General features: G+C 62.5%; 26 protein-coding genes. 17 read left to right on the forward strand and 9 right to left on the reverse strand.

The window, feature by feature from the left end:
- Positions 1-17 precede the first annotated feature (17 nt).
- Genes grxC through CHR90_RS18435 form a run of 3 tightly spaced genes read left to right on the forward strand, consistent with a single transcriptional unit; the run spans position 18 to position 1,577 of the window.
- Positions 18-275 (forward strand): glutaredoxin 3, encoded by a 258-nt coding sequence (gene grxC, locus CHR90_RS18425; protein ID WP_094410575.1) that lies wholly within the window; start codon positions 18-20, stop codon positions 273-275.
- A gap of 2 nt (positions 276-277) precedes the next feature.
- A complete protein-coding gene (locus CHR90_RS18430; protein WP_094410576.1) occupies positions 278-1,108 on the forward strand; it encodes a carbon-nitrogen hydrolase family protein in 831 nt (276 codons plus the stop codon).
- Positions 1,109-1,127: 19 nt separating this feature from the next.
- Complete coding sequence (locus CHR90_RS18435; protein WP_094410577.1) at positions 1,128-1,577, forward strand: DUF1178 family protein; 450 nt, start codon at positions 1,128-1,130, stop codon at positions 1,575-1,577.
- A gap of 2 nt (positions 1,578-1,579) precedes the next feature.
- Here CHR90_RS18435 and CHR90_RS18440 read toward each other — a convergent pair whose 3' ends face one another.
- Both CHR90_RS18440 and purB read right to left on the reverse strand, forming a co-directional pair.
- Complete coding sequence (locus CHR90_RS18440; protein ID WP_094410578.1) at positions 1,580-2,734, reverse strand: Fic family protein; 1,155 nt, start codon at positions 2,732-2,734, stop codon at positions 1,580-1,582.
- 137 nt (positions 2,735-2,871) lie between these two features.
- Positions 2,872-4,170 (reverse strand): adenylosuccinate lyase, encoded by a 1,299-nt coding sequence (gene purB, locus CHR90_RS18445; RefSeq protein ID WP_094410579.1) that lies wholly within the window; start codon positions 4,168-4,170, stop codon positions 2,872-2,874.
- Positions 4,171-4,370: 200 nt separating this feature from the next.
- Between purB and CHR90_RS18450 the strand changes: the two genes are divergently transcribed.
- Complete coding sequence (locus tag CHR90_RS18450; RefSeq protein ID WP_094410580.1) at positions 4,371-4,562, forward strand: hypothetical protein; 192 nt, start codon at positions 4,371-4,373, stop codon at positions 4,560-4,562.
- A gap of 116 nt (positions 4,563-4,678) precedes the next feature.
- On the forward strand, positions 4,679-5,422 hold the full coding sequence (locus CHR90_RS18455) for a substrate-binding periplasmic protein (protein ID WP_170941464.1): 744 nt from the start codon (positions 4,679-4,681) through the stop codon (positions 5,420-5,422).
- Positions 5,423-5,472: 50 nt separating this feature from the next.
- Here the strand turns inward: CHR90_RS18455 and CHR90_RS18460 are convergent, their stop codons facing one another.
- Both CHR90_RS18460 and CHR90_RS18465 read right to left on the reverse strand, forming a co-directional pair.
- On the reverse strand, positions 5,473-6,951 hold the full coding sequence (locus tag CHR90_RS18460; RefSeq protein WP_094410582.1) for a methyl-accepting chemotaxis protein: 1,479 nt from the start codon (positions 6,949-6,951) through the stop codon (positions 5,473-5,475).
- A gap of 178 nt (positions 6,952-7,129) precedes the next feature.
- Positions 7,130-8,023 carry an ROK family protein gene (locus CHR90_RS18465; RefSeq protein WP_094410583.1) on the reverse strand — a complete coding sequence of 298 codons (894 nt, stop codon included), beginning with the start codon at positions 8,021-8,023 and terminating at the stop codon, positions 7,130-7,132.
- Between the two features lie 141 nt (positions 8,024-8,164).
- Between CHR90_RS18465 and CHR90_RS18470 the strand changes: the two genes are divergently transcribed.
- From CHR90_RS18470 to CHR90_RS18495, 6 genes are all read left to right on the forward strand, one after another.
- The gene (locus CHR90_RS18470) at positions 8,165-8,707 is read left to right on the forward strand and encodes an MOSC domain-containing protein (RefSeq protein WP_094410584.1); all 543 of its coding nucleotides are present in this window, start codon (positions 8,165-8,167) and stop codon (positions 8,705-8,707) included.
- 94 nt (positions 8,708-8,801) lie between these two features.
- Entirely contained in the window at positions 8,802-11,321 is a 2,520-nt protein-coding gene (locus tag CHR90_RS18475) for a helicase-related protein (RefSeq protein WP_229671531.1), read from the forward strand.
- Positions 11,318-11,611 carry an RNA-binding S4 domain-containing protein gene (locus tag CHR90_RS18480; protein ID WP_212668727.1) on the forward strand — a complete coding sequence of 98 codons (294 nt, stop codon included), beginning with the start codon at positions 11,318-11,320 and terminating at the stop codon, positions 11,609-11,611. The genes CHR90_RS18475 and CHR90_RS18480 overlap by 4 nt, the downstream gene beginning before the upstream one ends.
- Positions 11,612-11,764: 153 nt before the next feature.
- Positions 11,765-12,715: a mechanosensitive ion channel family protein gene (locus CHR90_RS18485; protein WP_094410586.1), complete on the forward strand. Its 951-nt coding sequence runs from the start codon at positions 11,765-11,767 to the stop codon at positions 12,713-12,715.
- Positions 12,712-13,740: a patatin-like phospholipase family protein gene (locus tag CHR90_RS18490; protein WP_094410587.1), complete on the forward strand. Its 1,029-nt coding sequence runs from the start codon at positions 12,712-12,714 to the stop codon at positions 13,738-13,740. Before CHR90_RS18485 ends, CHR90_RS18490 begins: the two co-directional genes overlap by 4 nt.
- A 545-nt stretch (positions 13,741-14,285) precedes the next feature.
- A complete protein-coding gene (locus tag CHR90_RS18495; protein WP_094410588.1) occupies positions 14,286-15,782 on the forward strand; it encodes a methyl-accepting chemotaxis protein in 1,497 nt (498 codons plus the stop codon).
- Between the two features lie 68 nt (positions 15,783-15,850).
- Here the strand turns inward: CHR90_RS18495 and CHR90_RS18500 are convergent, their stop codons facing one another.
- The gene (locus CHR90_RS18500; RefSeq protein ID WP_094410589.1) at positions 15,851-16,465 is read right to left on the reverse strand and encodes a DUF938 domain-containing protein; all 615 of its coding nucleotides are present in this window, start codon (positions 16,463-16,465) and stop codon (positions 15,851-15,853) included.
- A gap of 140 nt (positions 16,466-16,605) precedes the next feature.
- On the opposite strand from CHR90_RS18500, the gene fdxA reads away from it, so the two are divergent.
- Positions 16,606-16,941, forward strand: a complete 336-nt coding sequence (fdxA, locus tag CHR90_RS18505) for a ferredoxin FdxA (RefSeq protein WP_094410590.1) — start codon at positions 16,606-16,608, stop codon at positions 16,939-16,941.
- 9 nt (positions 16,942-16,950) lie between these two features.
- Here fdxA and CHR90_RS18510 read toward each other — a convergent pair whose 3' ends face one another.
- The 4 genes from CHR90_RS18510 to CHR90_RS18525 form a co-directional block, all read right to left on the reverse strand.
- Positions 16,951-18,132: an AMP-binding protein gene (locus tag CHR90_RS18510; protein ID WP_170941465.1), complete on the reverse strand. Its 1,182-nt coding sequence runs from the start codon at positions 18,130-18,132 to the stop codon at positions 16,951-16,953.
- Complete coding sequence (pyp, locus tag CHR90_RS18515) at positions 18,125-18,508, reverse strand: photoactive yellow protein (RefSeq protein ID WP_094410592.1); 384 nt, start codon at positions 18,506-18,508, stop codon at positions 18,125-18,127. The genes CHR90_RS18510 and pyp overlap by 8 nt, the downstream gene beginning before the upstream one ends.
- Positions 18,509-18,583: 75 nt before the next feature.
- The gene (locus CHR90_RS18520) at positions 18,584-19,324 is read right to left on the reverse strand and encodes a DsbA family protein (RefSeq protein WP_094410593.1); all 741 of its coding nucleotides are present in this window, start codon (positions 19,322-19,324) and stop codon (positions 18,584-18,586) included.
- Positions 19,321-20,751, reverse strand: coding sequence for a M48 family metalloprotease (locus tag CHR90_RS18525; protein WP_094410594.1), 1,431 nt, complete (start codon positions 20,749-20,751; stop codon positions 19,321-19,323). The genes CHR90_RS18520 and CHR90_RS18525 overlap by 4 nt, the downstream gene beginning before the upstream one ends.
- Here CHR90_RS18525 and CHR90_RS19345 point away from each other — a divergent pair.
- From CHR90_RS19345 to radC, 5 genes are read left to right on the forward strand one after another with little or no spacing between them, the layout of a single operon-like run.
- Positions 20,750-22,327 carry a gamma-glutamyltransferase gene (locus CHR90_RS19345; RefSeq protein WP_170941466.1) on the forward strand — a complete coding sequence of 526 codons (1,578 nt, stop codon included), beginning with the start codon at positions 20,750-20,752 and terminating at the stop codon, positions 22,325-22,327. The two genes, CHR90_RS18525 and CHR90_RS19345, sit on opposite strands and share 2 nt — an antisense overlap.
- Positions 22,328-22,366: 39 nt before the next feature.
- Complete coding sequence (locus CHR90_RS18545; protein WP_094410597.1) at positions 22,367-23,524, forward strand: pyridoxal phosphate-dependent aminotransferase; 1,158 nt, start codon at positions 22,367-22,369, stop codon at positions 23,522-23,524.
- Positions 23,525-23,526: 2 nt separating this feature from the next.
- Positions 23,527-24,255, forward strand: a complete 729-nt coding sequence (gene sfsA / locus CHR90_RS18550; RefSeq protein ID WP_094410720.1) for a DNA/RNA nuclease SfsA — start codon at positions 23,527-23,529, stop codon at positions 24,253-24,255.
- Complete coding sequence (gene map, locus CHR90_RS18555; protein ID WP_094410598.1) at positions 24,248-25,078, forward strand: type I methionyl aminopeptidase; 831 nt, start codon at positions 24,248-24,250, stop codon at positions 25,076-25,078. Before sfsA ends, map begins: the two co-directional genes overlap by 8 nt.
- Positions 25,078-25,764 carry a RadC family protein gene (gene radC / locus CHR90_RS18560; protein ID WP_094410599.1) on the forward strand — a complete coding sequence of 229 codons (687 nt, stop codon included), beginning with the start codon at positions 25,078-25,080 and terminating at the stop codon, positions 25,762-25,764. The genes map and radC overlap by 1 nt, the downstream gene beginning before the upstream one ends.
- Positions 25,765-25,815: the final 51 nt, after the last annotated feature.

Here is a 25,815-nt window from a genome sequence, read left to right on the forward strand (position 1 = left end):
TTCAAAACGAGAGCATCATGGCCACTATCGAAATGTATATCGATCCGTATTGCCCCTATTGCGCCAAGGCCAAACGCCTGCTGACGGCCAAAGGCCAGACCTGGGCGGAAATCGACGTGATCGCCGATCCCAAGCGCCGCGCCGAAATGCGCGACCGGGCAAGCGGGCGCAACACAGTGCCGCAGATTTTCATCGACGGGCAGCATATCGGCGGCTGCGATGATCTGCACGCGCTGGACGCCAAGGGCGGGCTTGATCCGCTGCTCGCGGCCTAAGCATGCTGACGGTCGGGCTGATTCAGCAAACGGCGGCGCGCGACTTCGCCCCCAATCTCGCTTTCCTGGAAGATCAGGTGCGGGCGGCCGCGGCGCAGGGCGCGCGCTTCATTCTGGCGCCGGAAAACTGCGCCATGCTGGAGCCTGACCGCGCGGCGCATCGCGCCAAAGCCCAACCCGAGGAAACCCACCCGCTACCGCCGCTGTTCGCGCGTCTTGCGCAGGAAACCGGGGCGTGGCTGCTGGCGGGGTCGATTGCCGTCAAGGTCGGCGACGACAAGCTCGCCAACCGCTCGCTGTTGTTTGCGCCCGATGGGTCGGTGGCGGCGCGCTACGATAAAATCCATCTGTTCGATGTCGATCTGGCGAACGGCGAAAGCTACCGCGAATCGGCGCTGATCGCCCCCGGGGGTGCGGCGGTCACGGTGGCAACGCCCATCGCCAAGCTCGGCCTGTCGGTCTGCTACGATCTGCGCTTCCCGGCCCTGTTCCGCGCGCTAGCCCAGGCGGGGGCGGAGATTCTGACCATTCCCGCCGCCTTCACCGTCCCGACCGGGGAAGCCCATTGGCACGTGCTGCTGCGGGCGCGGGCGATTGAGACCGGCGCCTTCGTGCTCGCCCCCGCCCAGACCGGCACCCATGCCGAAGGGCGGCGCACCTATGGTCATTCCCTAATCGTCGCGCCGTGGGGGGAAATCATCGCGGAAGCCGGAACCGAGCCGGGCCTGCTGCTCGCGACGCTTGATCTGGCCGAGGTCACAAAAGCCCGCCAGCGCATCCCATCGCTCACCCACGACCGCGCCTTTACGCCGCCCTCTTTTCTTTCCGCCTGAGCGGCTCTATGTATGAAAGATGATCGTTTACAGCCTTCTGTGCTCCCGCGAGCATGAGTTTGAAGCCTGGTTCCGCAATAGCAATGCTTATGACGAGCAAGCGGCGGCGCACGCGATTTCTTGCCCGATGTGCGGCGATACCGGCATTCGCAAAGCGCTGATGGCCCCGGCCATCCGCCCCTCATCGAAAGCCGCCCCCAAACCCGCCGCCGAAGCTGTCGCCGCCCCCAGCGCCGAAGAAGCCGATAAACAGGCTACCGCGCTTCACATGCTGCGCGAGATGCGCCGCAAGATCGAAGCCGATTGCGATTACGTCGGCGGCAATTTCGCCGAGGAAGCCCGCAAGATTCACTACGGCGAAGTCGAAGCCCACGGCATCTACGGCGAAAGCACCCCGGAAGAACGGGCCGCCCTGACGGAAGAAGGCATTGAGGTTGGCGCAATCCCTTGGGTGCCGTTGGAGAATTAGGCCTAGTCCCGGTTGGGCTGGAACAGTGCCACAATCGCATCAGCCACAAAGCGCCGATTGCGCGCTTGGCCCGTGGTTTCAACTAGAATGCCTTCCTTGTGCAGCAATTCGATATAGCCGCTGACCGCCGGATAGGTGACGCCGAGTTTCTCCGCCGCCAGCTTCACGGAGAGGCTGGGGTAATCGGGCAGAAGATCGAGCAAACGATCTAAGACGCTGCCGGAACGCGGCTGGAAATGCGCCCGCCAGTCGGCAATCAATGTCGAAAGCCGGTCATGCACCCGTAGGATTTCGTCAACGGTTGCAATCGTCGCCATTGAGATGAAGTCGATCATCGCGCCCCAATCGTCGCGCTGCTGCGCCGCCCGTAGCGCGGCGTAATAGTGATCCTTATTGGCGTCGATATAGGGCGACAGATAGAGCGGCTCATCGCCCTCCGCCGCAAACATGAGGGCCATCAATAACCGTCCGACACGCCCGTTGCCGTCCATAAACGGATGAATTGCCTCGAAATGCGCATGGGCGCAGGCGATCCGCGCGATGGAACTGTTCTTGAAACGGATTTCATCGTCGCGCAACCAGCGGAAATGACGCCACAGGCATAGAAAGAGTTGGTCCGGCGGCGGCGGAATGAAGGTGGCGGTTTCAAAACTGCGCCCGCCAATCCGCACGGGCATGGCACGCAACCGCCCCCGCCAACCGTTCGCCTTTGGATCGGCTTCTAGCACGGCCACATGCAATTTTCGCAACAACGGCACCGTAATCGCCCGCATCCCCTCGTCGCGGACATTGCCGAGGGATGCCCCTAGGATCAGGGCATACTGACGAACTTGCAGCACATCATCGGCGCTATCGCCCTCGTCGGCATCCAGCGTCAGAAGATCGGCGAGGGTCGCATAAGTTCCCTCGATCGCGCTGGAATGCACCGCCTCCTGCCGTTCGAGCATCCGGGTTGCTAAGAACCGTCGGCCCGGCAAACCGCGCACAAACCCGTTGATCTTGCCAAGCGCCTTTTGCGCCTCACTATGCAAACGCAGATCCCCCGGAACCAGGGCTGCCGGTGGCAGCGGCGGCACAACGGCTTTGATATTCTCAAGCGGCGGCGGAAGCGAAACGAGGCTTCGTCGCACCCGCGCTGCCAAGGCGCTTGCTTTCATAAGGCCGTCTCCAGAGTACGCTTATTAAACAGATAATCGATTTTCTTTAATAAGGCTTATCGAAACCCTAGCTTATTAAAAAACCGCCGCCAAGGTTTCCCCTGGCGGCGGCTCCAATTCCTGCACTCCAGCCCGGCTTACGCCTCGCCGAACACCCGCTTGAACAGCGTATCCACATGCCGGGTATGCTGGCCGAGGTCGAACAGCGCGGCGATGTCCTGCGGGGTCAGGTGTTTTGCCACATCCGCATCGGCTTCCAGCAGGGCGCGGTAGTTCTTGCCCTCTTTCCACGAGGCCATAGCGTTGCGCTGCACGGCCTTATAGGCATCCTCGCGGCTCATGCCCTTCTGGGTGAGTTCGAGCAAGACCTGCTGCGAATGCACCAGACCGCCGAGCAGGTCGAGGTTCGCCTGCATGCGTTCGGGATAGACCACCAGCTTATCGACCACCGAGGTTAATCGGGCGAGGGCGAAATCCAGCGTTACGGTCGCATCGGGTGCGATCATCCGTTCGACCGACGAGTGCGAAATATCGCGCTCGTGCCACAAAGCCACGTTTTCCATCGCCGGGATCACGGCGGAGCGGACCAAACGGGCGAGGCCGGTCAGGTTTTCCGTCAGCACCGGATTGCGCTTGTGCGGCATGGCGGAGGAGCCCTTTTGCCCCGCCGAGAAAAACTCTTCCGCCTCGCGCACTTCGGTGCGCTGAAGGTGGCGGATTTCCGTGGCCAGCCGTTCGATGGAGGAAGCGATCACCCCCAAGGTGGCGAAGAAGGCGGCGTGCCGGTCGCGCGGGATCACCTGGGTCGAGATGGTTTCCGGCTTCAGGCCCAGCTTTTCCGCCACATATTCCTCAACGCGCGGGTCGAGATGGGCGAAGGTGCCAACCGCGCCGGAGATGGCACAGGTAGCGATTTCCTCCCGTGCGACCAGCAGGCGGGCCTTATTGCGGGCAAACTCGGCGTAATAGGTCGCGAGCTTCAGGCCGAAGGTGACCGGTTCGGCGTGGATACCGTGGCTGCGGCCAACGGTCAGCGTGTGCTTATGCTCGAAGGCGCGGCGTTTCAGCGCAGCCAACAACCCATCGAGGTCTTCCAGCAGAATATCGGTGGCCTGGGTCAACTGCACCGCAAGGCAGGTATCGAGCACGTCCGACGAGGTCATGCCCTGATGCACGAAGCGTGCTTCCTCCCCCACATATTCGGCGAGGTTGGTCAGGAAGGCGATCACATCATGCTTGGTTTCCGCCTCGATTTCCTCGATTCGCGCCACATTGAAGGCGCCGCGGGCGCGAACGGCGACCGGGACGTCCTTGGGGATCGTGCCCAGTTCCGCCATCGCTTCGGCGGCGAGCGTCTCGATTTCCATCCAGATTTTATAGCGGTTTTCGGGCTCCCAAATGGCGACCATCTTGGGGCGGCTGTAACGAGGGATCATCGGCGGGCCTTGCTGCGTTGCAAAAAAGTAATCTCGATTTAACCCCTCATACGGCATACTCTGTGTCAAACAAGAGACAAGAGTTTGACCCTGGTATGACAGCACGCCGCCGGGGACAGCTCGGAAGACCCGGAAACCGCCGGGCCAGGATACGATAGGTTCGGGTTTCCCCGGACCGCGCGTAGGAGGGGAGTTAGCAGATGTCGCCGTATTTCGCTACCCACGCCGGATTGCTGCAGTATGTCGCCGATGATTTTTCGGCGCTGGCAGGTCGTGACCGGGAGTTTGGCGATAAGCTGGCGCTTTATGCCGATATCCTGCGCCATATGATCGACGAATTGGCGACCAAGCAGGATGATACCGCCCCGGCCCCGGAAGCCATTCCGGCGTAAGCCCTATCGGTCCCTGCCGCCTATTTCCCTATACCCTGTATGGTCTCTGTGTTGCGACGATGCGACAGGGTTTGCAAATTTATTGTCAAATCCCGTTTACCGCAAAGGAACGTCGCATGACCAAACCATTTGCCGCCCTGTCGGCGCTCATTCTGCTCCTGGGCAGCGCGCACGCGGTCGCCGCTGATGCGCAGACGCTGTATCTGCCCGAGGCCGCACCCTGGAGCAATCTGACCGGCGACGCCAACGGCAATGGGGTTTTCGACGATTGGGCGGCAGAGATTACAAAGCGCACCGGCCTTGTCTTCGACATCAAACGCGCCCCCAGCGCCCGTCTGCAACAGGCCTTGAAGGACGGCAGCGTTGACCTTGCGTTTGGCGTGAAGAGCACGGGCACCGCCAGCTTTGTCGATTACCCGGCCTGCCCGGTGGCGAGCCCGGTCATCATCATTGCCGCCAAAGGGTTCGCGCTGACCAAGATCGACGATCTTTATGCCGCGCCGCAAGGCGTCGGCGTCATTCGCGGCGTCACCTACGATCAAGCCTTCGATGAAAACGCCCAGATCAAGAAATCCGAAGAAGCCAATGTCGAAACCATTTTGAAGAAAATGGCCGCCGGGCGGTTGCAGGCCACTATCGGGTCCGGCGTCTCGCTGTACTATCAGGCCAAGACCAACGGCCTGCGCGATGTTCTGGCCGACCGCCTCGTCGTCGGGAAGATCGATGCTTGCCTGCGCACCCCCACCGGCAAGAGCAATACGCCCGTCGTTCAGGCCATGGTGAAAGCCCTCGACGCGATGAAGGCCGATGGAACGGCGGCCGCTATCGTCACCAAATATGTGGGCGACGGCTGGCAGTAAGCAGGTTCGCGGGGCTTGCCTCGGCAAAAGCCCCGCGCCCGCAAAGCGCTCTAGCGCACTAGGATTTCGGCAGCGTCCTTGGTGCGCCCGACCGCGCCTTGCACAAGATCGACGGCCGAGGTTATCGCCTGGATACCGTCACTAACCTTGGCCACCGCTGCCGAAGCCTCCTGCATCGTGGACGACATTGTTTTGGTGACGGCGCTTTGCTCTTCCACCGCCGCCGCCGTGCCCGTCACATGGTCGCGGACCGAGGAAACGACGTCGCGGATGCCGACCAGCGCCGCTACAACCTCTGCCGAGGTCACCTGCACCCCGTCGATTTCGGTGGAGATTTGTTCGGTCGCCCGCGCCGCCTGATTGGCGAGATTCTTCACCTCCGACGCGACAACGGCAAAGCCGCGCCCGGCATCGCCCGCCCGCGCCGCTTCGATTGTGGCGTTAAGGGCCAGCAAATTGATCTGCCCGGCGATTGAGTTGATGAGGCTGACAATCCCGTTCATCGCCTGCCCTGCCGCCGCGAGACGCTCGGTACTGGTGGAGGCTTTTTCGGTGCGTTCCACAGCATTCTCCGTCGCCGACCGGGCGCGGACCATGCTGTGGGCAATTTCGGCGATCGAGGCTGCGAGTTCTTCGGCACTGGCCGCGACGGTCTGAACATTGGTCGACGTAACCTGGGCCGCCGTCCCCGCCATCCCCGCCGCCTCGCTGGATTTGCGCAGGGCGCCGCCAATCTCGCTAAAGTTCGTATCGAGGATCTTCTTGAGATTGCTCAGCAAATCGACCTGCTGCGTCACATCGGTCGCGAATTTGACGATCTTGGCCAGTTTGCCGTTTTCATCGAAAATCGGATTATAGGCGCCCTCGATCCACACAACCCGGCCCGATTTGGCGATGCGGCGGTATTGCCCCGCCTGATAGTCGCCCTTGCGCAGTTTCTCCCAAAACTGCGCATAATCGGCACTATCGCGATAGGCGGCATCGACAAAAATGCGATGGTTCTTACCGATCAATTCTTCCCGGCGATACTCCATCACCCGCAAGAAATTCTCGTTTACCCGGGTGATATCGCCATTGACGGTAAACTCAATCGCCGCCTGCGACCGGTCCACTGCCGCCATCTGCGCGGCGAAATCGAGATTCTCCAGCCGCTCCTTCGCGTTCGCCCATTCGACCACAAAGCCTATCGATTGCCCGTCCTCCAGCAGCGGGGTGACCAGCAGATCGAACTGATAGTCGGCAACCTTGATCGTCGCTTTATGCGGGGTTTTGAGGGCGGCAAGAATATTCCGCTGATGATGCGGGTTCTTATGAAAGATATCGATATTGCTACCCACCAATGTATCGACCCGAAAACGCGGCAACTCGCGCTGAAGATCGGTTTCGGCGGCCCGTAACAGTGCAATTACCGAGGGGTTCACATAGACAATATTAAGATCCTTATCCGCGATCATAACGCGGGCATTCAAGGCACCCAGGGCAGCGACTTGTTGCTTTAGCAACCGATTTTGCTTGGATGATGCGAACATTCTACCCCCCCAGTGCTTCTATCAGGCGATAGTCACATACATCTCTTAAAGAAACACGAAGGAAAACCGACCGTCAAACAGAATAAAATTTAATCATTATTTATAACAAGTGCGCACTTGGGCTGATCGGGTTAACTTCCTGTGTAATCATCGATACAATCAGAGCGCTAGGCCGAGATTATTCGGCGACCGGCCAAAGCCATGCCGCCCCGCGCACGCCGGAACTATCGCCGTGTTTGTTCTTCAGAATTTTCGTGCGCAGCGGCCCGCCGCCGAAGATCAAGCCTTCCAGCCGAGGCGGAACATTCGTGTAAAGCCGGTCGAGGTTCGACATGCCGCCGCCCAGCACAATGGCGTCGGGGTCGAGAAGATTGATCACCGTGGCAAGGCCGCGCGCCAGCCGGTCTTCGTAGCGCTGCAGGGCGGTTTCGGCCCAGGCTTCGCCCGCTTGGGCAAGGGCGGCAATCTCCTTCGCCTTATGGCCGCGCCCCTCGGTTAGCTCGAAGCCGGTGCCGGAAATCCAGGTTTCAAGGCAGCCCGACTTACCGCAGTAGCAGGGCGTGCCCGGCAGCTCGTCCGCCGTCGCCCAGGGTAGCGGATTATGCCCCCACTCGCCGCCGATACCGTTCGGCCCCGGCCAAACCTGGCCTTTCAGAGCCACCCCGCCCCCGGCCCCCGTCCCGATAATGACGGCGAACACAACGTCCAGCCCAGCCGCCGCGCCGTCCGAGGCTTCGGAGGCGGCAAGACAGTTGGCGTCATTCGTCACCCGCACCGGGCGGCCCAGCAGAGCGGTTAAATCTTGGTCGATGGGATGGCCGTTCAGCACCTGCGTATTGGCGTTCTTCACCCGCCCGCTGATGCGATCCACCGTACCGGGAATACCGACGCCAAGCGTGCCGCGCTGACCGAGCGCCGCTTCCGCCCCGGCCACCAACCCGACAATCGTCTCCAGAATCGCCCGATACTCCGTGCGCGGGGTCGGCACGCGGGTACGATAGGCTTCGGAACCATCGGGCATCAGCGCCACGATTTCCGTTTTGGTGCCGCCGAGATCAATGCCGAGACGCATCTGCTTCCTCCCCATTTTCCGCAGATGTAACCCAGCTACAGGCCGGGCGCCAGCCCCGCAACACGGGAGATATGCCAAGGTTGCACGGGCCCAGCGGGCGCCCTGCCGGGTAGGCTTCCTGGCGATGAAGAAGGAGCCACCATGACCGCCCGCGTTACCGCCGTCAGCCTCAGCCCATCGCATAATTTTTCAAAGCGCACCCAGTTCGAAATCCGCTTGATTGCTGGCCTGGGGGTGGAGGGCGACGCCCATGCCGGGGAAAAGGTTAAACACCGCTCCCGCGTGCGGGCCAACCCGGATCAGCCGAACCTGCGGCAAGTCCATCTGATCCATACCGAGCTTTTTGAGGAGCTGGCAGGCAAAGGCTTTGCCATCGGCCCCGGTGAAATTGGCGAGAATATCGCGACGGCGGGCATCGACCTACTGGCCCTCCCCCAGGGCACGCGGCTGACGATTGGCGAGCGCGCCGTGGTGGAAATCACCGGCCTGCGTAATCCCTGCCTGCAGCTCAATACCTACCGCGACGGGCTGACCGAGGCCGTGCTGGACCGCGATGCAGCAGGGGAACTCGTGCGCAAGGCGGGCGTGATGGGCATCGTCCTGACCTCCGGCATTGTGCGCCCGCAGGATGCGATAACCGTCGCCCTGCCGCCGGGACCGCATTTGCCGCTGCGCCCGGTCTAACATCGCCCCCGCGCTGTGACCGTTTTGCAGCACACAAAATTTTCGCAGTGCGGGGACTTGCGATTGTCATCAAAAACGCCGACTCTCAGGGGTGATGCAGCACCGCTTCAGCGCTTCGCGGGTGGTTGCGGTTTTGGGTCCGACCAATACCGGTAAAACCCACCTCGCCATCGACCGCATGCTCGGACATGCCTCCGGCATGATCGGCTTTCCGCTGCGATTGCTTGCCCGCGAAAACTACGACCGCATCTGCAAACTAAAAGGCGCCGGGTCCGTCGCGCTCGTGACGGGGGAGGAGCGGATCATGCCGCCGGGGGCGCGCTGGTTCGTCTGCACGGTCGAAGCCATGCCGCTCGACCGGAGGGTCGAATTCCTCGCCGTCGATGAAATCCAGCTGTGCGCCGATTGGGAGCGCGGCCATATTTTCACCGAACGGCTGCTGCACGCGCGCGGCCTGTCGGAAACCATGTTCCTGGGTGCCGAAACCATGAAGCCGCTGATCCAGCGGCTGATCCCGGATATCGAGATTACGACGCGCCCGCGCTTTTCCTCCCTTACCTATGCCGGGCCGAAGAAACTGTCGCGCCTGCCGCGCCGGTCGGCCATCGTCGCCTTTTCCGCCACCGATGTTTACGCCCTAGCCGAACAGGTGCGGCGGACGCGCGGCGGCTGTGCCGTGGTGCTCGGTGCCCTTTCCCCCCGCGCGCGCAACGCCCAGGTCGATCTCTATCAGTCCGGCGAAGTCGATTACATGGTCGCGACCGACGCGATCGGCATGGGGCTGAATATGGATCTGGAGCATGTGGCCTTCGCCCGCATCTCCAAGTTCGACGGTCAAAGCCCGCGCCGCCTGACCGCGCCGGAAATGGCCCAAATCGCCGGACGCGCTGGGCGCTACATGCGCGATGGTTCGTTCGGAACCTTGCCGGAGGTTGGCGCGCTCGACGCCGATCTGATCGAAGCCATCGAAACCCACCGCTTTGATCCCATCGAAACCCTGCAATGGCGCACGGCGAAACTCGACTTCCGCTCGCTGGAAGGGCTGCTACGCTCGCTCGATGCACCGCCGCCCCACCCCGCCCTAAAGCGCAAGCGCGACGCCGAGGATCACCTGACCCTACAGGCGATGGCGAAGCTGCCGGAAGTGCGCGAGACGGCGACTAATCCGAAGGCCCTGCGCCTGCTGTGGGATATTTGCCAAATCCCCGACTTCCGCAAAACGATGGCCGAAGCCCATGTGCGGCTGTTGCAACAGATCTATAGCCACCTGTCGGCGCGCGGCGGGCGGCTGCCGAACGAGTGGGTGAAGGGCCAGATCATCCGGCTCGACCGGACCGATGGCGACATCGACCAGCTTTCCACCCGCATCGCCTATATCCGCACCTGGACCTATATCTCCCACCGCCCGGAATGGCTGCGCGATGCGGGCGAATGGCAGGACCGCACGCGCGCCATCGAAGACCGGCTGTCGGACGCGCTGCACGAAAAGCTGACGCAGCGGTTTGTGGACCGGCGCGGCGCCTTCCTGATCAAGCGGCTCGACGGGCAAGAAGCCTTACTGGCGGGGGTGACGGCGGAAGGCAGCGTTGTGGTGGAGGGCCACCCGGTCGGGCGGCTCGACGGGTTCATCTTCACACCCGACGAGACGGCGGAAGGGCTTGAGGCCAAACGCCTGCTGACCGCTGCCCGCCGCTCGCTGAGCCTCGAAATCCAGCGCCGCGCCGCCCTGCTGAACGCGGCAGCAGACGAGGATATTAGCCTAACGCCCGATGGCACCCTGCTCTGGCATCACCCGCCCGCCGCCCCGGCCCCCTTGGCGCGGCTGGCGCCCGGTCCGCGCTGGGGGCAACCCGCCCTTGACCTGCTGCCCTCCGATCTTCTCGACGGCGAACCGCGCGCCAGAGTGCTGGAACGGTTGCAGCGGTGGGTGCGCGCCCATCTCGCCACCGCCTTAGGACCGCTCGACACGCTGCGCAGCGCCGACCTGAGCGGGGCGGCGCGCGGGCTGGCGTTTGAACTGGCGGAAGCGGGCGGCACCCTCGCCCGCGCCGCCGTGACCATCGCGGTCGAAAAACTGACCAAGGCCGACCGCAGCGCCCTCGGGCGGCTGGGGGTGCGGCTGGGCACCGAAACCATCTACCTCGATGCGCTGCTGAAACCACCCGCGATTTCGCTGAAAGCCCTGCTGCATTCCATCGCCGACGGCCAGCGCGTGCCGACCCCCGCCCCGGCGGGACCGGCGGGACCGCGCAATCCCGGCCTGCCGGATGCTTGGTACGAACGCTTGGGCTTCGTCGTGCTCGGCCCGCGCATCGTTCGTGCCGATCTCGTGGAACGGCTGGCCCAAGCCGTGCGCGAGAAAGCCGCGCAGGGCCCATTTGCCGCCGACGAAAGCCTGTCGCGTTTGGCCTTTTGCAAGCCGACCGAAGTTCCCGCCGTGCTAGCCGCTTTGGGCTATCGCGGCCGCCCGGCGCCGGAGGCGGATGACGCCGCCGACCTGCGCTTCACCCGCCGCCGCCGTCGCCCGCAACGGGCGCCGGAGCGGTCCAGCCAAGGGGCAGCGCGCCCCGATTCACCCTTCGCCAAATTAAGGGAGATGGTGCCGATCCCATGACAATGCTTCACGCCCCCATCCTGACCCACGGCATGCGGCTGGATAAATTCCTCTGGGCCGCGCGATTTTTCAAAAGCCGCACCTTGGCGGCTGGATTGCTGAAGGAGGGCCGGGTTCGCGTGAACCGAAGGCTCGTGGACAAAGCCCATGTGACGGTGCGGGTCGGCGATGTGCTGACCTTCCCGCAGGCTGACCGCATCCGCGTGGTGCGGGTCGTAGCGCTGGATGAAAAACGCGGCCCTGCCCCGGTCGCGCAAACGCTGTACGAGGATTTGGGCACCGAACAATAAAACGATGGGCCGGAACCCTTGGGTTTTCTTGGGTCCGGCCCGTCCCTCTTTTTAGTCCCGCCGGGGATATCCCTAGGGGGGCTGGGCTTTTATTATTTACAAAGTTCAGAGCGATTCTTATCGTCACCGCACACCGCGAACCTAGGAAGCCCCATGCGCGCAGAGACGAGGCGTTTTTTCTGGTCGATCCTCGTGCAGGTGCTCGTCGTGGCGGCGATCCTGCGGCCCGACGATCTCGGCGGCTATCAAGGCTTCCTGCCATCGCAACTGCTGCACGATAAAATCGTCGATGGGCTTGCCATCGCATGGTGGTACGCGCTGGCCTGGAACATTACCTCCGGCCTCGAGCTGTTCCTGTGGTCGCGCATCTTCGGGTCCGGCGCCGGGGGCATGCCGCGTCAGCGCAAACTGCTGACCGATATGCTGAACATCATCATCTACGTACTAACGACGGCAACGGTCGCGGTGCATGTGTTCAAGCAGCCGGTGACGGGGGTTTTCGCCACCTCTGGGATCGTCGCCATCGTTATCGGTCTTGCGCTGCAAAACACCCTGAGCGATCTCTTCGCCGGGTTAGCGCTGAACTTCGAACGGCCTTTCAAGGCAGGCGATTGGGTGACGCTGGACGGCAATGTGCAGGGCATGGTGTTGGTCACCAATTGGCGCGCCACCCATATCCGCACCCGTACCGGCGACGATATGGTGGTACCCAACGCCACCATCGCCAAAGCGCGGCTAACCAATCATATGGTGCCGAGCAAAAACCATCTCGCCAATATCGAGGTGCCGTTGATCTACGGTTTCGACGCTGCCGAGATCGAAGACCTGCTGAAAAGCACCGCCGTTACCGTCCCCGGCGTGCTGAGCGACCCCGGCCCGATCGTGCTGATGCATGAAATGCGCAACGATGTGGTGGTCTGGCGTCTGTATTTCTTCATCAACGAGTTCGCCCGGCTGGTCATCATCCGCGGGCAACTTGCCCAAGCGGTCTATACCGCCTTCCGCTCCGGCCCCGCCGGGGCCTTCCTGCCGCGGAACGAGATTTGGCTGCACAAGGCCGATCCCACCGCCCTGACCAAGCCTGTTTCTGGAGAGATTGCATGAGTGCCGCCCCGACCAAAAAGAAAATCAAGCTGGCCCTGCAAGGCGGCGGCTCGCACGGGGCTTACGCCTGGGGGGTGGTCGATGCGCTGCTGGAAGACGGGCGGGTCGAGATCGAAGCGGTGGTCGGCACCAGCGCTGGGGCGATGAATGCCGCGATGACCGGTTGCGGCCTGATCACCGGCGGGCCGGAGGCGGCGCGCGACCTGCTGCGCCGTTTCTGGAAAAAATCGTCCGACGAGGGTAAGAAAAGCCCGATTCAGGCGACGCCGCTGGATAAGATGCTGTCGCGCGGGAACATCGAATTCTCGCCGCTTTGGGCCACGTTCGATGCGATGTCGCGCATCTTCTCGCCCTACGAACTCAACCCGATGAACCTGAACCCGCTTCAGAAGATCATCGCCGATGTGGTGGATTTCCCGGCCCTGCGCGCCGGGGGCGATATCTGCAAAGTCTTCATCGCCGCCACCAATGTGCTGACCGGACGGTTGCGCGTCTTCGAACAGGCGGAACTATCGCCGGAAACCATCATGGCATCGGCCTGCCTGCCGTTTTTGTTCCAAGCAGCGGAAATCAATGGCGAGTTTTTCTGGGATGGCGGTTATTCGGGCAATCCGCCGATCTTCCCGCTGATCTATGCGGGCGGCACCAATGATATTTTGGTCGTCCAGATCAACCCGATCAATATTACCGAAGTGCCGCGCACCGCGCGCGGCATTATGGACCGCATCAACACCCTGTCGTTCAATTCCAGCCTGATGCGCGAAATGCGGGCGATCCAATTCGTCAGCGATCTGCTCGACGGGAACGAGTTGGATGCGGCAAAATATAAGCGCGTGAACATCCATACCATTGATGCCGAAGCCGAGTTGGCGCAGTTCGGCGTTTCGTCGAAACTGAACTCTGACTGGGATTTTCTGACCTATCTGCACGATATGGGACGGCAGAAGGCCCAGGAATTTTTGGCGGAGCATTTCGACAAGATCGGCGTCGAAAGCTCCACCGACGTGCGGGCGAAGTTCTTTTAGCGGCACCGACAATTAGGTTGCAGCCATGCCGCGCGTTCGAAGCCTCATAAGGGGGCTTTAAACGTGCGTATTTTTGCGGATGTGGCAATTTGCCTCAGCCCCTTCACCAGACCAATGCGCCATCGGCTGATGGCCCCTCTGGCTTTTGAGGCATGCCAAATTGATGGGGCCGAAACGAAAATATCTTGATGAGGTGCCGCCTGAGTCACCGCTATCTGTAGATATGCACCAACTCAAGACCCTATTTTTTATTGAAAATTGACACCCTCAATCTCAACGAAAGTTAGAACCTTAGAACACAGACACTTACTATATTAAGAATTATCCGCAGATATAGATAGATTTACATAAACACCAATCCGAGAGAGGTAAAAAAATCATTAATATTTTTCCTGATTTTAAATCCTAGAATTATTTAAATTTTTCCCTTCCCTGAAAAACTGCGGTTTTTTTTCGAATGATCTTTTTACGGTCAATTAATCTGTTTACCTTATTAATTCAGTCAAGCACCCACCCAAAAAATCTTCCCCGGGAGGAACTGACAGATGTTTGGCTTTTTTTCCGATGATCAAGCGACGCTATCGGCCTTCAGTCGCTCTCAGGCGATCATTGAGTTTAAGATGGACGGCACGATCATTACCGCCAACGAGAACTTTTTGAAGGCAATGGGCTATCGGCTGGACGAGGTGCAAGGCCAGCACCACCGTATTTTCGTCGAGCCGGCCTATCGCGATAGCCAAGACTACCGGCACTTCTGGGAAGCGCTGAAACGCGGCGAATTCCAGCAGGCGCAATTCAAACGCATCGGTAAGGATGGCCGCGAGGTTTGGATCGAAGCATCCTATAATCCTGTTCTCGACCGCAGCGGGCGCCCCTATAAGGTGGTAAAAATCGCCACCGATATTTCGGCGCAGAAGGCAATTTTCGCCGACCTGCAAGGCAAGAACGACGCGGCGAACCGGTCGCAGGCGATGATCGAGTTCGATCTTGACGGTACAATCCTGACCGCGAACGAAAACTTCTTGGCGGTGATGGGCTATGCCCTAGACGATATTAAAGGCCGCCCCCACAGCCTGTTTGTGGAGCCTGCCTATAAGACCTCCGCCGAGTATCGGGAATTTTGGGACCGTCTTCGCGCCGGAACCTATCAGGCGGGGCAGTTCCGCCGGATCGGGCAAGGCGGGCGGGAAGTTTGGATCGAAGGTTCCTATAACCCGGTTCGCGATGCAAACGGGCGCGTTGTGAAAATCGTCAAATTCGCGATTGATTTGACGGAGCGGAAGAAGCAGAACGCCGATCTTGCCAAGGTCTTTGAAACCTCGGTCAAATCCCTCGTCGATTCGGTCGCCAAAACCGCCGAGACCCTGCAAACAACCGCCGAAGCCCTCTCCGCTGCGGCGCAGGAAACCGATAAGCAAAGCTCCACCGTTGCATCGGCGACGGAGGAATTGTCCGCGTCTATCGCCGAAATTTCCCGCCAGATTACCGATGCCTCGCAAACGATTGGCCGCGCGGTCACGACCGCCCATAAGTCCGAGGAGCTGGTGAAGGCGCTTGTCGCCACCGCCGCCAAGGTTGGCGAGGTGACGAACCTGATTAGCAGCATCGCCGGTCAAACCAATCTACTGGCGCTGAATGCAACCATCGAGGCCGCCCGCGCGGGCGATGCCGGAAAAGGCTTCGCGGTCGTTGCGGGCGAGGTGAAGAGCCTCGCCACCCAAACGGCGCGCGCAACCGAAGAAATCGGCCGCCAGATCAGCGATATTCAGGAAGCCAGCCGCAGCACAGCCGCATCGATCCAGGAAATCGTTCACACGATTATCCAAGTCAGCGAGATCAACGCGTCGATTTCGGGCGCGATTGAGCAGCAATCCTCGGCCACGAAGGAAGTCGCCGCCAATACGGATGGCGTAACAGCCGCGACCGAAGAAACCGGCCGAAGCTCGGTCCATGTGCTGAAGGTGTCGCAAGTCCTCGGCACTCAAGCAAATGACCTCGATACCCAGGTTGATCGGTTCCTCGCCCAAGTTCGGCGCATGTAAAAATATATCCCCCAAAAACCCGGCAGAGCCGAAGCAAGACACCCCGATACCGGATACGCGAGACGCTTCTAGTTTCTCGTGAACACCACCGTCAGGTTATTCGCAGGCATCTCCGTTACCTCCGGGGAGGAGAAGCCTGCCGAGGCGGCGAGGTCCGCCACATCCTTAAGCCGCCGTAGCCCCCAGGCGGGGTTGCGGCGACGTAGGCTTTCGTCGAAGGCGAGGTTGCTCGGCGCAGTCGCCACCCCGTCCCGGAGATAGGGACCATAGAGCGCCAGTGTGCCGCCCGGCGGCAGGCAGCGGGCGGCGCCTTGGATCAGCCCTTCGGTCGCGCCCCACGGGGAGATATGAACCATATTGATGCAGAGGATCAGGTCCGCCCGATCTACCGGCCACGTCGCTGGCGCGCTGGCATCGAGCGCCAGCGCCGCGCGCAGGTTCGGCAATCCGGCGTCGGCCCCATAGGCATCGATGCTGGCGCGGGCCATCGCATCCGGGTCGGTCGGCTGGAAGGTCACGTCAGGTCTGGCTTGCGCAAAGAACAGGGCATGCTCCCCCGTGCCACTAGCGATTTCCAGCACAAGGCCGCCCGGCGGCAGATGGGGTTGAAGAACCTCAAGAATCGGGGCGCGGTTGCGCAGGGCCGCCGGGGCGCTTTGTTGGGCGAGACGGGGATCGGACATATTTACACTCTTCTCCGTGAATTGCGCCCTGCCGTAGCCGGGCTTGTGTCCTGGGGCGGGCTGACTATGATACGCGCCGCCGATAATGCGCCTAAAAACCGCGCCTGATCCAACCTGCTCGGGAAGGGAGCCTCCCCCTCATGTCCTATATCGTGACCGAAGATTGCATCCGGTGCCGCTATACCGATTGCGTCGAAGTCTGCCCGGTGGATTGTTTCTACGCCGGGGAAAATATGCTGGTCATCAACCCCGATGAATGCATCGACTGCGGCGTCTGCGAAGCAGAATGCCCGGCGGAAGCCATTCTGCCCGACAGCGACCCGCGCGCCGAAGCCTGGATCGAGCTGAACCGCGAGTATAGCGCCCAATGGCCGAACATCACCCGCCAAGAAGCACCGCCGTCGGACGCCGATAGCTTTAAGGGTGTCGCCGGGAAGTTCGACAAATATTTCTCCGCCAAACCGGCGGCGAAGTAAGGCTTAGCCTCACGCCCCCTCCTGCCAATCGCTCGGCTTCCCCGCTGGGGTGAGCGGCAGGGCGGGACCGAAGGTCCAAGAAGCAGGACGGGCCGGGGGCGGCAGGGTCGCACTGACCGCCGCCTGGAGGGCCGGGCGCAAGTCCACGGGCGGTGCGTCTGAGGCGATGAAGGCCTTCAGCCGCCCGGACGCCGCGAGGCGCAGAGCAACGTCGCGAACGCCCGCAACGGCCAGGATCGTACGGCGCACCTCCGCCAGATCGACATTGACGCCGCCGACCTGCACCTGACCGTCTTTGCGGCCCAGGACCTCGAACCGCCCGTTCTCCTGCCAGGCAAGATGATCGGGCAGATCGACGCGGCGGCCATCGGCGGCCACAAGCTGCCCATCCTCCCCCGGCTGCCAGGCGGGCAAAAGCTGAAACGGCCCGGCCCCTGCGGGGCGCCAGCCGATCCCGGCGGTCTCGCTGGCCCCATAGATTTCGATAAGCTCGGCCAGCCCGGCGCCGCGCAACGCCTGCGCCACGGCGGGCGGGCATGGGGCCGTTGCGGTCAGCCCAACGGCGGGCGGCAGGGGAACGCCGCTTTCGGCCAAGAGGCGCCACCAATGGGGATGGGCGACGATCACATCCCCCGGCATCAGTCGCCCGGCGACCGAAACCGGCGAGGCGGCCCGCGCCTCCCAGACCGAACAACCAAGCCGCGCGGGCAAGAGGATCGTGAAAAGAAACCCATAGATATGATGGGCGGGCACCAGGCTGACGATCCGCCCCCGCCCTGGCGGCAGCAGGGCCAGAACCGCCTCGACCTCCGCCACCAAGACGTCAAGCCGGTGCGCGTGCCAGCGTGGCGCCCCCTGACTGCCGGAGGACCGCACGTGGAAACTGTCGGAATACAGCGTCAGCGCTTGCGCCGCGACGTCCCGCCAGTCCCCCAAGCGCCGCCGCGCCAATAGGGCATCGTCGAGCCCGCTGCGGTTGATCTGCAGGTGCACACTAACGGCGGTGGCGAGCGCCAACCGATCCAGCGAGTCGGCACCAAGATCGTCAACAAAATCGAAGCTATCCGGCCACGGCGGCACTGGCACATCCAGGCCGGGATGATCGCTTAAAAACTGCCCGCGCACGGCATCGGCGAGCAACCGGCTTAATAGGCCGGGCGCCCGCCACCAGGTGAAAGCTGGATTAGACACGCTTGACGAAAATCCAATAGCTATCGCCGACCAGCGCCTTCTTCATATGAACCTTCACGCGCGTCGGCGTCATTTTATAGTCGAACAGATATTCGAACATAACGTTCAGATCGCCGCGCGCTACGCCTTCTGTAAACTTACCGCGAAACTCCGGCGTATCGGTGCAGGGGGCGACATCCCGAAAGAAATTGTTCCCCACCATACTCTTCGGATCGCGCCCAGTAATCGCCCCTTCGGTGGCGTTGTAGCGCAGGATCTTACCGGTTGCGTCCAGCTCAATCGCACCGAACGCAAGGGAATCGACCTCGGCGTTCGAAAGCTGCGCGATGGTATTTTCAATGTCCGATTTACCGAACTCGATAACGGTGAGGGTCATGCCGCATCCCCTGGGCTTAAAAACAATATCAGTCAGGTGACAGAGTTAGGGCATGCCCCCGGTAGAACAAGGGCGTTAGCTTTTTTTCGCCCGCACCTCGGCAATTGCCGCCTTCAGCGTATCGGCATCGACCGCGCCGGGGATCATCCGATCACCGATGATGAAGGCCGGTGTGCCGTTGGCGCCGATTTCGCGGCCTTGCAGCAGCACGGCTTGCAGGCGCTGCTTCAGGTCCGGCTTATCCATATCGGCCTTAAGGCGCGGCACGTCGAGCTTCGCCGCCGTTGCCAGCCGTTCGATAGCCGCATCATCGATAGTCCCGCGGTGGGCCATCAGCGCATCATGCATTTCGGCATATTTGCCCTGGCGCTGGGCCGCCAAGGCCGCCAGCGAGGCTTGCACCGACTGCGGGCCGAGGATGGGATATTCCTTCAGCACCAGCCGGACCTTGCCATCGGCTTTCACCACCTTGTCGACCGTATCGGCGGCCTGCTTACAGTAGGGGCAGCGGTAATCGAAGAATTCGACGATGGTCACATCGCCATTGGGATTGCCCAGCACCGGGTCGGCCGGGTCGCGTTCCAACGACGCGCGGCTGGCGGCGATCATCTTCTTGGCGCTTTCCGCCTGTTCGGCCTGCTGTTTGGCTTCCAGCGACTGTAACGCCTCCATCACCAACTCGGGATTATCGCGCAGCACTTGCCGCACCAGGGCTTTGACGGCATCCGCCTGGGCGGGCGTCAAGGGATCGGCGGCGAGCGCACTTCCCCCCAGCAGCAAACCGATCCCGACCGCCCATACGCCGATTTTCATCATTCCCGCGCCCTTTCAAACTCTCTGATCGCTTGGCTTTCCAAATCCTGCGCCCGCAACTGGCCGGGGACGCCGGCGGGCAGCAACTTCAAGGCCCGCCGGGCCTGGTCGCGCGCGTCGCGGTAGCGGCCCTCCAGCATCGCCAGTTCCGCCGTCGCGAGCGCCGCAAGGCCGATGTTATTTTCCCGCCCATAGGTGACAGCCAACAGGCGCCAGAGCTTCGGCGATTGGCCTTCCTGCGTCTGCGCGTCCAGCAGCAGATTTTGCGCCCGCTTGGCAAGATCGGTCGCGGCCTGTCCAGACTGCGCATCGGCCGCCGCCAGCAGCACTTGCGCCAGATCGACTTTCAGCAGCGGGATCCCCTTGCTGAACTGCACCGCCTTCTCATACGGCTCCCGTGCCTCCAGGGCCTTGCCGTTTTCGAACAGCATCTGGCCCTTGAGTTCCCAGAAAAACGGATCGGTCGGCGCGTCGGCCAATAGGCTATCGACCGTGCGCAGTGCCTGCTGCAAATCTGGCACCCGGTAATAGGCAATGGCGCGGGCGTAACGCGCTTCAAGGCTGGTATCGGTCGTCGGGTAGCGCTGGAAAACGATGGCCTGCGGTTCCAAGAAACCGATCAGTTTGGCCTTAATCCGCTTGTGCATCGCGGCATACTGCGGGGCGACGGGGGTATTGCTAAGCGGTGAGTTGGCGACATGATTGCGCAAAAACTCCACCCGCTCGCGCGATAGCGGATGGGTGCGGGCATAGGGGTCTTGCCGCTCCAGCGCCAGATACTCCTGGTTCGCTAGAATTTCCATGAACTCCAAAAACCCACGCGACGATTGCCGCGTCTGATCGAGCAGCGATACCCCGGCGGCATCGGCAGCGGTTTCTTGCGTGCGGGTAAAGCTAAACAGATTGCGCATCGCTGCCGACTGACCGCCGCCACCCCCCGTGACCGGCGAGCCGGTGTTGGAACTCGGCACTTGGGTATCGCGGCTGCGTTGAGAGCCGGCGGCGACCACCGCCCCCATGGCCAGCAGGGTTTCCAGCAACGAGCCGATCATCGCTTCGCGGATCGCCCCAGGCAGCTTCGCCAGATGCCCGCCTTCCATATGCCCGGTTTCATGGGCGATAACGCCTAAGACCTGCCCGGCATTATCGGCCCGGACCAGCAGCCCGGTGTTGAGGAAGAGGTTTTGCCCCCCCGCCACAAAGGCATTCAGGCGTTTATCGTTAATCAGATTGATCGAAACCGCTTCCGGGCGCAGGCCCGCCGCTTCAAAGAGTGGCGTTGCCATGATGCGGATGCTAGTTTCCACCTCCGCATCCCGGACAAGGCTTAACCCTTGCGCCCGCGCGGGGAGAGTTCCCCCAACGAGCAGCAGGGTTCCGGCCAGAGTTCCGGCAATCAGTCGCTTCAGCAAAGGCGCGCGCTTGGTCATGATGATCTTAGGTAAGCCTCTCCGTCCAAAGCGTCAATTCTACGGCGCGCTTGCCCTCTCCCTTGCGGTGCTGACCGGCTGCGCCGACGAACCGTCGAAGACGCTGGGCAGTTCGGGCTATGTGAAGGGTTTCCTAGGCGGGGTTGCCGCCGACGAGCCGAATGCCGCGCTGGCGATGCGCGAAATCCTATCAGCGGGCGGCACCGCCGTCGATGCCGCCGTCGCGGGCGGTTTTATGCTAGGGGTAACGCTGCCCTCCGTCGCGGGTCTGTCGGGCGGTGGGGCCTGCTTGAGCTTCGATAGCCTGACGAAACGGATTGATACGATCAACTTCCTCCCCCGCACGGCGGCGGGCGGCGGCATGGGCGTGCCGATGACGCCGCGCGGCTTGGCCCTGCTGCACAGCAAGGGCGGGCGGCTGCGGATCGAACAGACCATCGGCCCAGCCGAACAAGCCGCGCGCTTAGGCGTCCCGCTGTCACGCGCCTTCGCCGCCTATCTGAACATTCCCGGCATCGCGCCGATGCTGGAACCGGCGGCCCAGGGGCTATTCTTTGCCCCCGGCGGTTTCCCGCTGCCCGAAGGCACGCCGATCCGCCAACCGGAACTGGCGGCGCTGCTCGCCCGCCTGCGCCTCGCCGGAATCGGCGATCTCTACACCGGCCTTGCCGCGCGGCAATTGGTGGACGCCAGTAAAGCAGCGGGCGGCAGCCTGTCGCTCGATGATTTGCGCGCCGCCCTGCCCGCCCTCGAAACCCCGCTACAACAGAAACTCGGCAACCACGTCTTCGCCGTCCCAGGCGGGGCCGTCGGCGGTGGGGTCATCGCTGCCGATATCTATGCCCAGCTTCAGCGCCTGAACTTCATTGGACTGACGCCGCCGGATCGACCGCAGCGCTTCGCCGAAGCCACCCGCCGCGCGGTAACGGCTCAGGTCAAGCGCAGCAAGGGCGATGCCGTGCCGCCGCCGGGGACCGATGCCGCCGCGCAGGCGCTGCTCGCCGATTTCCGCCCCGGTCAGCCCACCCCGGATGCGGGTATTCCCCTGCCGGAAGGCAGCGCCCCGCCGGGTGCCAGCTTGGTCGTCGTTGATCAAACCGGCAGCGCCGTCGCCTGTACCTTCACCAGCGGCGGGCTGTTCGGCACTGGGCGCAGCCTGACCGGCACGGGTCTATTCTTGCCGCCGCCTGCCGCCGTGAACGCCTCGCTGGCCCCGGTGCTGGTGGTCAATCTCAACGCGGGCAAAACCTATATGGCCGCCGCAGGCACCGGGGGCGGCCCGGCGACCGCCGCCGTCATGCAGGTGCTGAACGCCGCCTTCGTCGATGGTCTTGACCTTGAAGAAGCGGTCATCCGTCCGCGCCAATTTGCGGAAGGTCCGTACCTCTTCCTCGAACCCGATGCCGACGACAGTAAGGAACGGCTGAAGCAGCAGGGCTATACGCCCATCGATGCCCCCGGCATGGGCCGCGTCAACGCCGTCTTCTGCCCCTCCGGCATTCCCGACCCGACGCCGCGCTGCGACCAGCGCACCGACCCGCGCGGATTTGGCCTGTCGCTCGGGCAGCAACAGTAAAGGGCATGGGGCCTCGCCCCCAGTGACGAAAGACGGATCATGCAGATTTCCCGCCGCGGCCAGATCGACCCGTTCCTTGTGATGGAGGTCATGCGCGCCGCCGATGCCCGCGCCGCGACAGGGGCGGATGTGCTGCATCTCGAAGTCGGCCAGCCGTCGACGCCCGCCCCCGCTTCGGTCCTGCGCGCCGCCCATGCGGCGCTCGACGCCGATAAGCTCGGCTATACCGACGCTTTCGGCCTGCCGGAACTGCGGGAGAAGCTGGCGGGGCATTACAAAGCCACCTATGGCGTCACGGTCGATCCGGCGCGCATCTGCCTGACGGTCGGATCGTCGGGCGGATTCCTGCTGGCGTTTCTGGCAGCCTTCGATGCCGGGGCGCGGGTGGCGTTGGCCAGCCCCGGTTATCCGGCCTACCGCAACATTCTACGGGCCTTGGGCATTGAGGTGGTGGAAATCCTGACCGGGCCGGAAAGCGGCTTTCACCCGACCGTCGAACAGCTTTCCGCCGTGCAACCGCTCGATGGGGTCATCGTCGCCAGCCCTGCCAATCCGACCGGCACCGTCCTGTCGCGCGACGCCCTGGGGGCCTTGCTGTCCTGGTGCCGAAACCACGGCGTGCGGCTTGTGTCGGACGAAATCTACCACGGTCTCACCTATACCGGCGCCGCCACCTGCGCCCTGGAACTGCCGGAAGCAGGCGGCGAGCGGGCGATTATCGTCAACAGCTTCTCGAAATATTTCTCGATGACCGGTTGGCGCTTGGGCTGGCTGATCCTGCCGGACGATCTGGTGCGCTCGGTCGAATGTCTGGCGCAGAATTTCTTCATCTCCGCCCCTACCCTGGCGCAGCGCGCCGCGTTGGGCGCCTTCGAGGCAACGGAGGAGCTTGAGGCCAACCGCGCCCGCTATGCCCGCAACCGGGCGATCCTGCTGGAAGAACTGCCGAAAGCCGGGTTCCGCGACTTCGCCCCCGCCGATGGCGCCTTCTATCTCTATGCCGACGTCGGCCATATGACCAACGATTCGGTTGCCTTCTGTCAGCGCATCCTAACCGAAACCGGGGTGGCGATCACGCCGGGGGTCGATTTCGACCCGCAGCGCGGCAGCCGCACGGTGCGCTTTTCCTTCGCCGGATCGGAAGATGGGATGCGCTTGTCGGCCCGCCGTCTGATCGACTGGTCGAAAACCCGGTGATCCTGCACGCTTTCCCGCCGCTGACCCGCGCCCGCTTGATCAAACGCTATAAGCGGTTCCTGGCCGATGTCGTGCTGCTCGACGGGCCGCGCGCGGGGGAAGAAGTCACCATCCACTGCCCCAATCCCGGCGCGATGACCGGGCTGGCGGAACCGGATTGGACCGTGCTCCTCGCCCCAGGAAAGGGCAAGCTGCCGTTTTCTTGGGAACTGACTGAACTGCCGGACGGGCATTTCGCCGGGATCAATACCGGCCACCCAAACCGTATTGCCGAAGCCGCCATTAAGGCCGATCTCATCCCCGACCTCGGCGGTTATACGAGTTTGCGGCGGGAAGTGCGCTATGGCGTCAATTCGCGCATCGACTTGCTGGCAGAGGCGCCCGACCGGCCACCCTGCTATATCGAAGTGAAGAACGTCCACCTGCTGCGCCAACCGGGCCTGGCAGAGTTTCCCGATTGCGTGACAGCACGCGGAGCCAAGCATCTTTTCGAACTCGCCGCCCAAGTAAAGGCTGGGGCGCGCGCAGTAATGCTGTATATTGTGCAGCGGGACGATTGCGACGCATTCGCCTTGGCCGCCGATATCGACCCTGCCTATGCCCACGCCTTCGCAGAAGCCCGGCAGGCGGGGGTTGAGGCTTTGGTCTATTGCTGTACGCTGTCGCCCGACGGGGTTCGGCTGCGATCCCGCCTGCCACTGGTGACCGCGCGCGGGGATGCCTATGTATAACGCCGATGATTTTGACGACGAGTGGGACGACGAGACGGTGAAGAGCATTAAAATCCATACGCCCGAAGACTATGACGGCATGCGCAAGGCCGGGCGGCTGGCAGCGGAAACGCTGGATTTCATCACCCCCCATGTGGTGCCGGGGGTGAGTACGGAAACGCTTAATCAGCTTTGCCACGATTTCATCGTTCAGGCCGGGGCGGTTCCAGCACCGCTAAATTATCGCGGCTTCCCCAAGTCGATCTGCACCTCGGTCAACCATGTCGTCTGCCACGGTATTCCCGACGAAAAGAAAAAGCTGGAAGACGGCGACATCATCAATATCGACGTGACCGTGATTCTCGATGGCTGGTACGGCGACACCAGCCGCATGTTCTATGCGGGCAAGGTTGGTACGAAGGCGCGCAAACTCTGCGAGGTCACCTACGAAGCCATGATGCGCGGCATCGAAGTGGTGAAGCCGGGCGCGACGGTCGGCGATATCGGCCACGCGATCCAGACGTTCGCCGAAGGGCATCGGTTTTCGGTAGTCCGCGATTTTTGCGGGCATGGTTTGGGCCGCGTCTTCCACGACGCACCGTCCATCCTGCATTTCGGCAAGCCCGGCGCCGGGCCGGAGCTCAAAGAAGGCATGTTCTTCACCATCGAACCGATGATCAACGCCGGGAAGTTCGACGTGAAAGTGCTGTCGGACAATTGGACGGCGGTGACCAAGGATAAGTCGCTGTCAGCGCAGTTCGAACATTCCATCGCCGTGACCGCCAACGGCTACGAGATTTTCACCCTCTCGCCCAAGGGCTGGCACGCGCCACCCTACGCCTGATGCCTGCCGACGCCGATTCCCCCCACGCTGGACATCGGACCCGCCTGCGCGACCGCCTGCTGACGGGCGGCGGCGAGGCGATGCCCGACTACGAGCTGCTGGAACTCGTGCTATTCGGCGCCAATGCGCGCGGCGATGTGAAGCCGCTGGCCAAGAAGCTGCTGGCACGGTTCGGCAGTTTCGCGGCGGTGATCAATGCCCCCCAAGGTCAGCTTGAAAGCGTCGAGGGGGTCGGCCCGGTTGCCGTCGCCACTTTGAAGACGATCCAGGCCGCCACCCGGCGGCTAGCGCGGGAGGAAGCGCGCAATGCCCCCGTGCTCGCGGGCTGGCAGGCCGTGCTCGACTATTGCCGGGTTGCGATGGCGCATGAGGCGGTGGAGCAGGTGCGGTTGCTGTTCCTGGATCGCAAAAACCACCTGCTGGGCGACGATGTGGTCCAGCGTGGCACCATCGATCAAACACCGCTCTACCCGCGCGAGGTGGTCAAACGCGCCTTGGATGTCGGGGCTAGCGCCCTTATTCTGGTGCATAATCACCCAACCGGCGACCCCACGCCGTCGAAGGCGGATATCGATATGACCCGGGCGCTCGCCCGCGCCTCGGAGGGGGTCGGCATATCCCTGCATGATCATCTCATCATAGGGCGATATGGTCACAGTAGCTTCAAAGCGCTGGGTTTGCTGTAACGCTCGAATCAGGTTAACAATCGCTTCCCCCTGCCTTTTGGTTGTCCGCGC

The sequence above is a fragment of the Elstera cyanobacteriorum genome (assembly GCF_002251735.1).
Lineage (GTDB): Bacteria > Pseudomonadota > Alphaproteobacteria > Elsterales > Elsteraceae > Elstera > Elstera cyanobacteriorum.

What these genes read in the sequence shown, in the direction of transcription:
- grxC (WP_094410575.1), top strand. Translation starts at nt 18, where the DNA reads ATGGCCACTATCGAAATGTATATCGATCCGTATTGCCCCTATTGCGCC.
- CHR90_RS18430 (WP_094410576.1), top strand. Translation starts at nt 278, where the DNA reads ATGCTGACGGTCGGGCTGATTCAGCAAACGGCGGCGCGCGACTTCGCC.
- CHR90_RS18435 (WP_094410577.1), top strand. Translation starts at nt 1,128, where the DNA reads ATGATCGTTTACAGCCTTCTGTGCTCCCGCGAGCATGAGTTTGAAGCC.
- CHR90_RS18440 (WP_094410578.1), bottom strand. Translation starts at nt 2,734, where the DNA reads ATGAAAGCAAGCGCCTTGGCAGCGCGGGTGCGACGAAGCCTCGTTTCG.
- purB (WP_094410579.1), bottom strand. Translation starts at nt 4,170, where the DNA reads ATGATCCCTCGTTACAGCCGCCCCAAGATGGTCGCCATTTGGGAGCCC.
- CHR90_RS18450 (WP_094410580.1), top strand. Translation starts at nt 4,371, where the DNA reads ATGTCGCCGTATTTCGCTACCCACGCCGGATTGCTGCAGTATGTCGCC.
- CHR90_RS18455 (WP_170941464.1), top strand. Translation starts at nt 4,679, where the DNA reads ATGACCAAACCATTTGCCGCCCTGTCGGCGCTCATTCTGCTCCTGGGC.
- CHR90_RS18460 (WP_094410582.1), bottom strand. Translation starts at nt 6,951, where the DNA reads ATGTTCGCATCATCCAAGCAAAATCGGTTGCTAAAGCAACAAGTCGCT.
- CHR90_RS18465 (WP_094410583.1), bottom strand. Translation starts at nt 8,023, where the DNA reads ATGCGTCTCGGCATTGATCTCGGCGGCACCAAAACGGAAATCGTGGCG.
- CHR90_RS18470 (WP_094410584.1), top strand. Translation starts at nt 8,165, where the DNA reads ATGACCGCCCGCGTTACCGCCGTCAGCCTCAGCCCATCGCATAATTTT.
- CHR90_RS18475 (WP_229671531.1), top strand. Translation starts at nt 8,802, where the DNA reads ATGCAGCACCGCTTCAGCGCTTCGCGGGTGGTTGCGGTTTTGGGTCCG.
- CHR90_RS18480 (WP_212668727.1), top strand. Translation starts at nt 11,318, where the DNA reads ATGACAATGCTTCACGCCCCCATCCTGACCCACGGCATGCGGCTGGAT.
- CHR90_RS18485 (WP_094410586.1), top strand. Translation starts at nt 11,765, where the DNA reads ATGCGCGCAGAGACGAGGCGTTTTTTCTGGTCGATCCTCGTGCAGGTG.
- CHR90_RS18490 (WP_094410587.1), top strand. Translation starts at nt 12,712, where the DNA reads ATGAGTGCCGCCCCGACCAAAAAGAAAATCAAGCTGGCCCTGCAAGGC.
- CHR90_RS18495 (WP_094410588.1), top strand. Translation starts at nt 14,286, where the DNA reads ATGTTTGGCTTTTTTTCCGATGATCAAGCGACGCTATCGGCCTTCAGT.
- CHR90_RS18500 (WP_094410589.1), bottom strand. Translation starts at nt 16,465, where the DNA reads ATGTCCGATCCCCGTCTCGCCCAACAAAGCGCCCCGGCGGCCCTGCGC.
- fdxA (WP_094410590.1), top strand. Translation starts at nt 16,606, where the DNA reads ATGTCCTATATCGTGACCGAAGATTGCATCCGGTGCCGCTATACCGAT.
- pyp (WP_094410592.1), bottom strand. Translation starts at nt 18,508, where the DNA reads ATGACCCTCACCGTTATCGAGTTCGGTAAATCGGACATTGAAAATACC.
- CHR90_RS18520 (WP_094410593.1), bottom strand. Translation starts at nt 19,324, where the DNA reads ATGATGAAAATCGGCGTATGGGCGGTCGGGATCGGTTTGCTGCTGGGG.
- CHR90_RS19345 (WP_170941466.1), top strand. Translation starts at nt 20,750, where the DNA reads ATGATGATCTTAGGTAAGCCTCTCCGTCCAAAGCGTCAATTCTACGGC.
- CHR90_RS18525 (WP_094410594.1), bottom strand. Translation starts at nt 20,751, where the DNA reads ATGACCAAGCGCGCGCCTTTGCTGAAGCGACTGATTGCCGGAACTCTG.
- CHR90_RS18545 (WP_094410597.1), top strand. Translation starts at nt 22,367, where the DNA reads ATGCAGATTTCCCGCCGCGGCCAGATCGACCCGTTCCTTGTGATGGAG.
- map (WP_094410598.1), top strand. Translation starts at nt 24,248, where the DNA reads ATGTATAACGCCGATGATTTTGACGACGAGTGGGACGACGAGACGGTG.
- radC (WP_094410599.1), top strand. Translation starts at nt 25,078, where the DNA reads ATGCCTGCCGACGCCGATTCCCCCCACGCTGGACATCGGACCCGCCTG.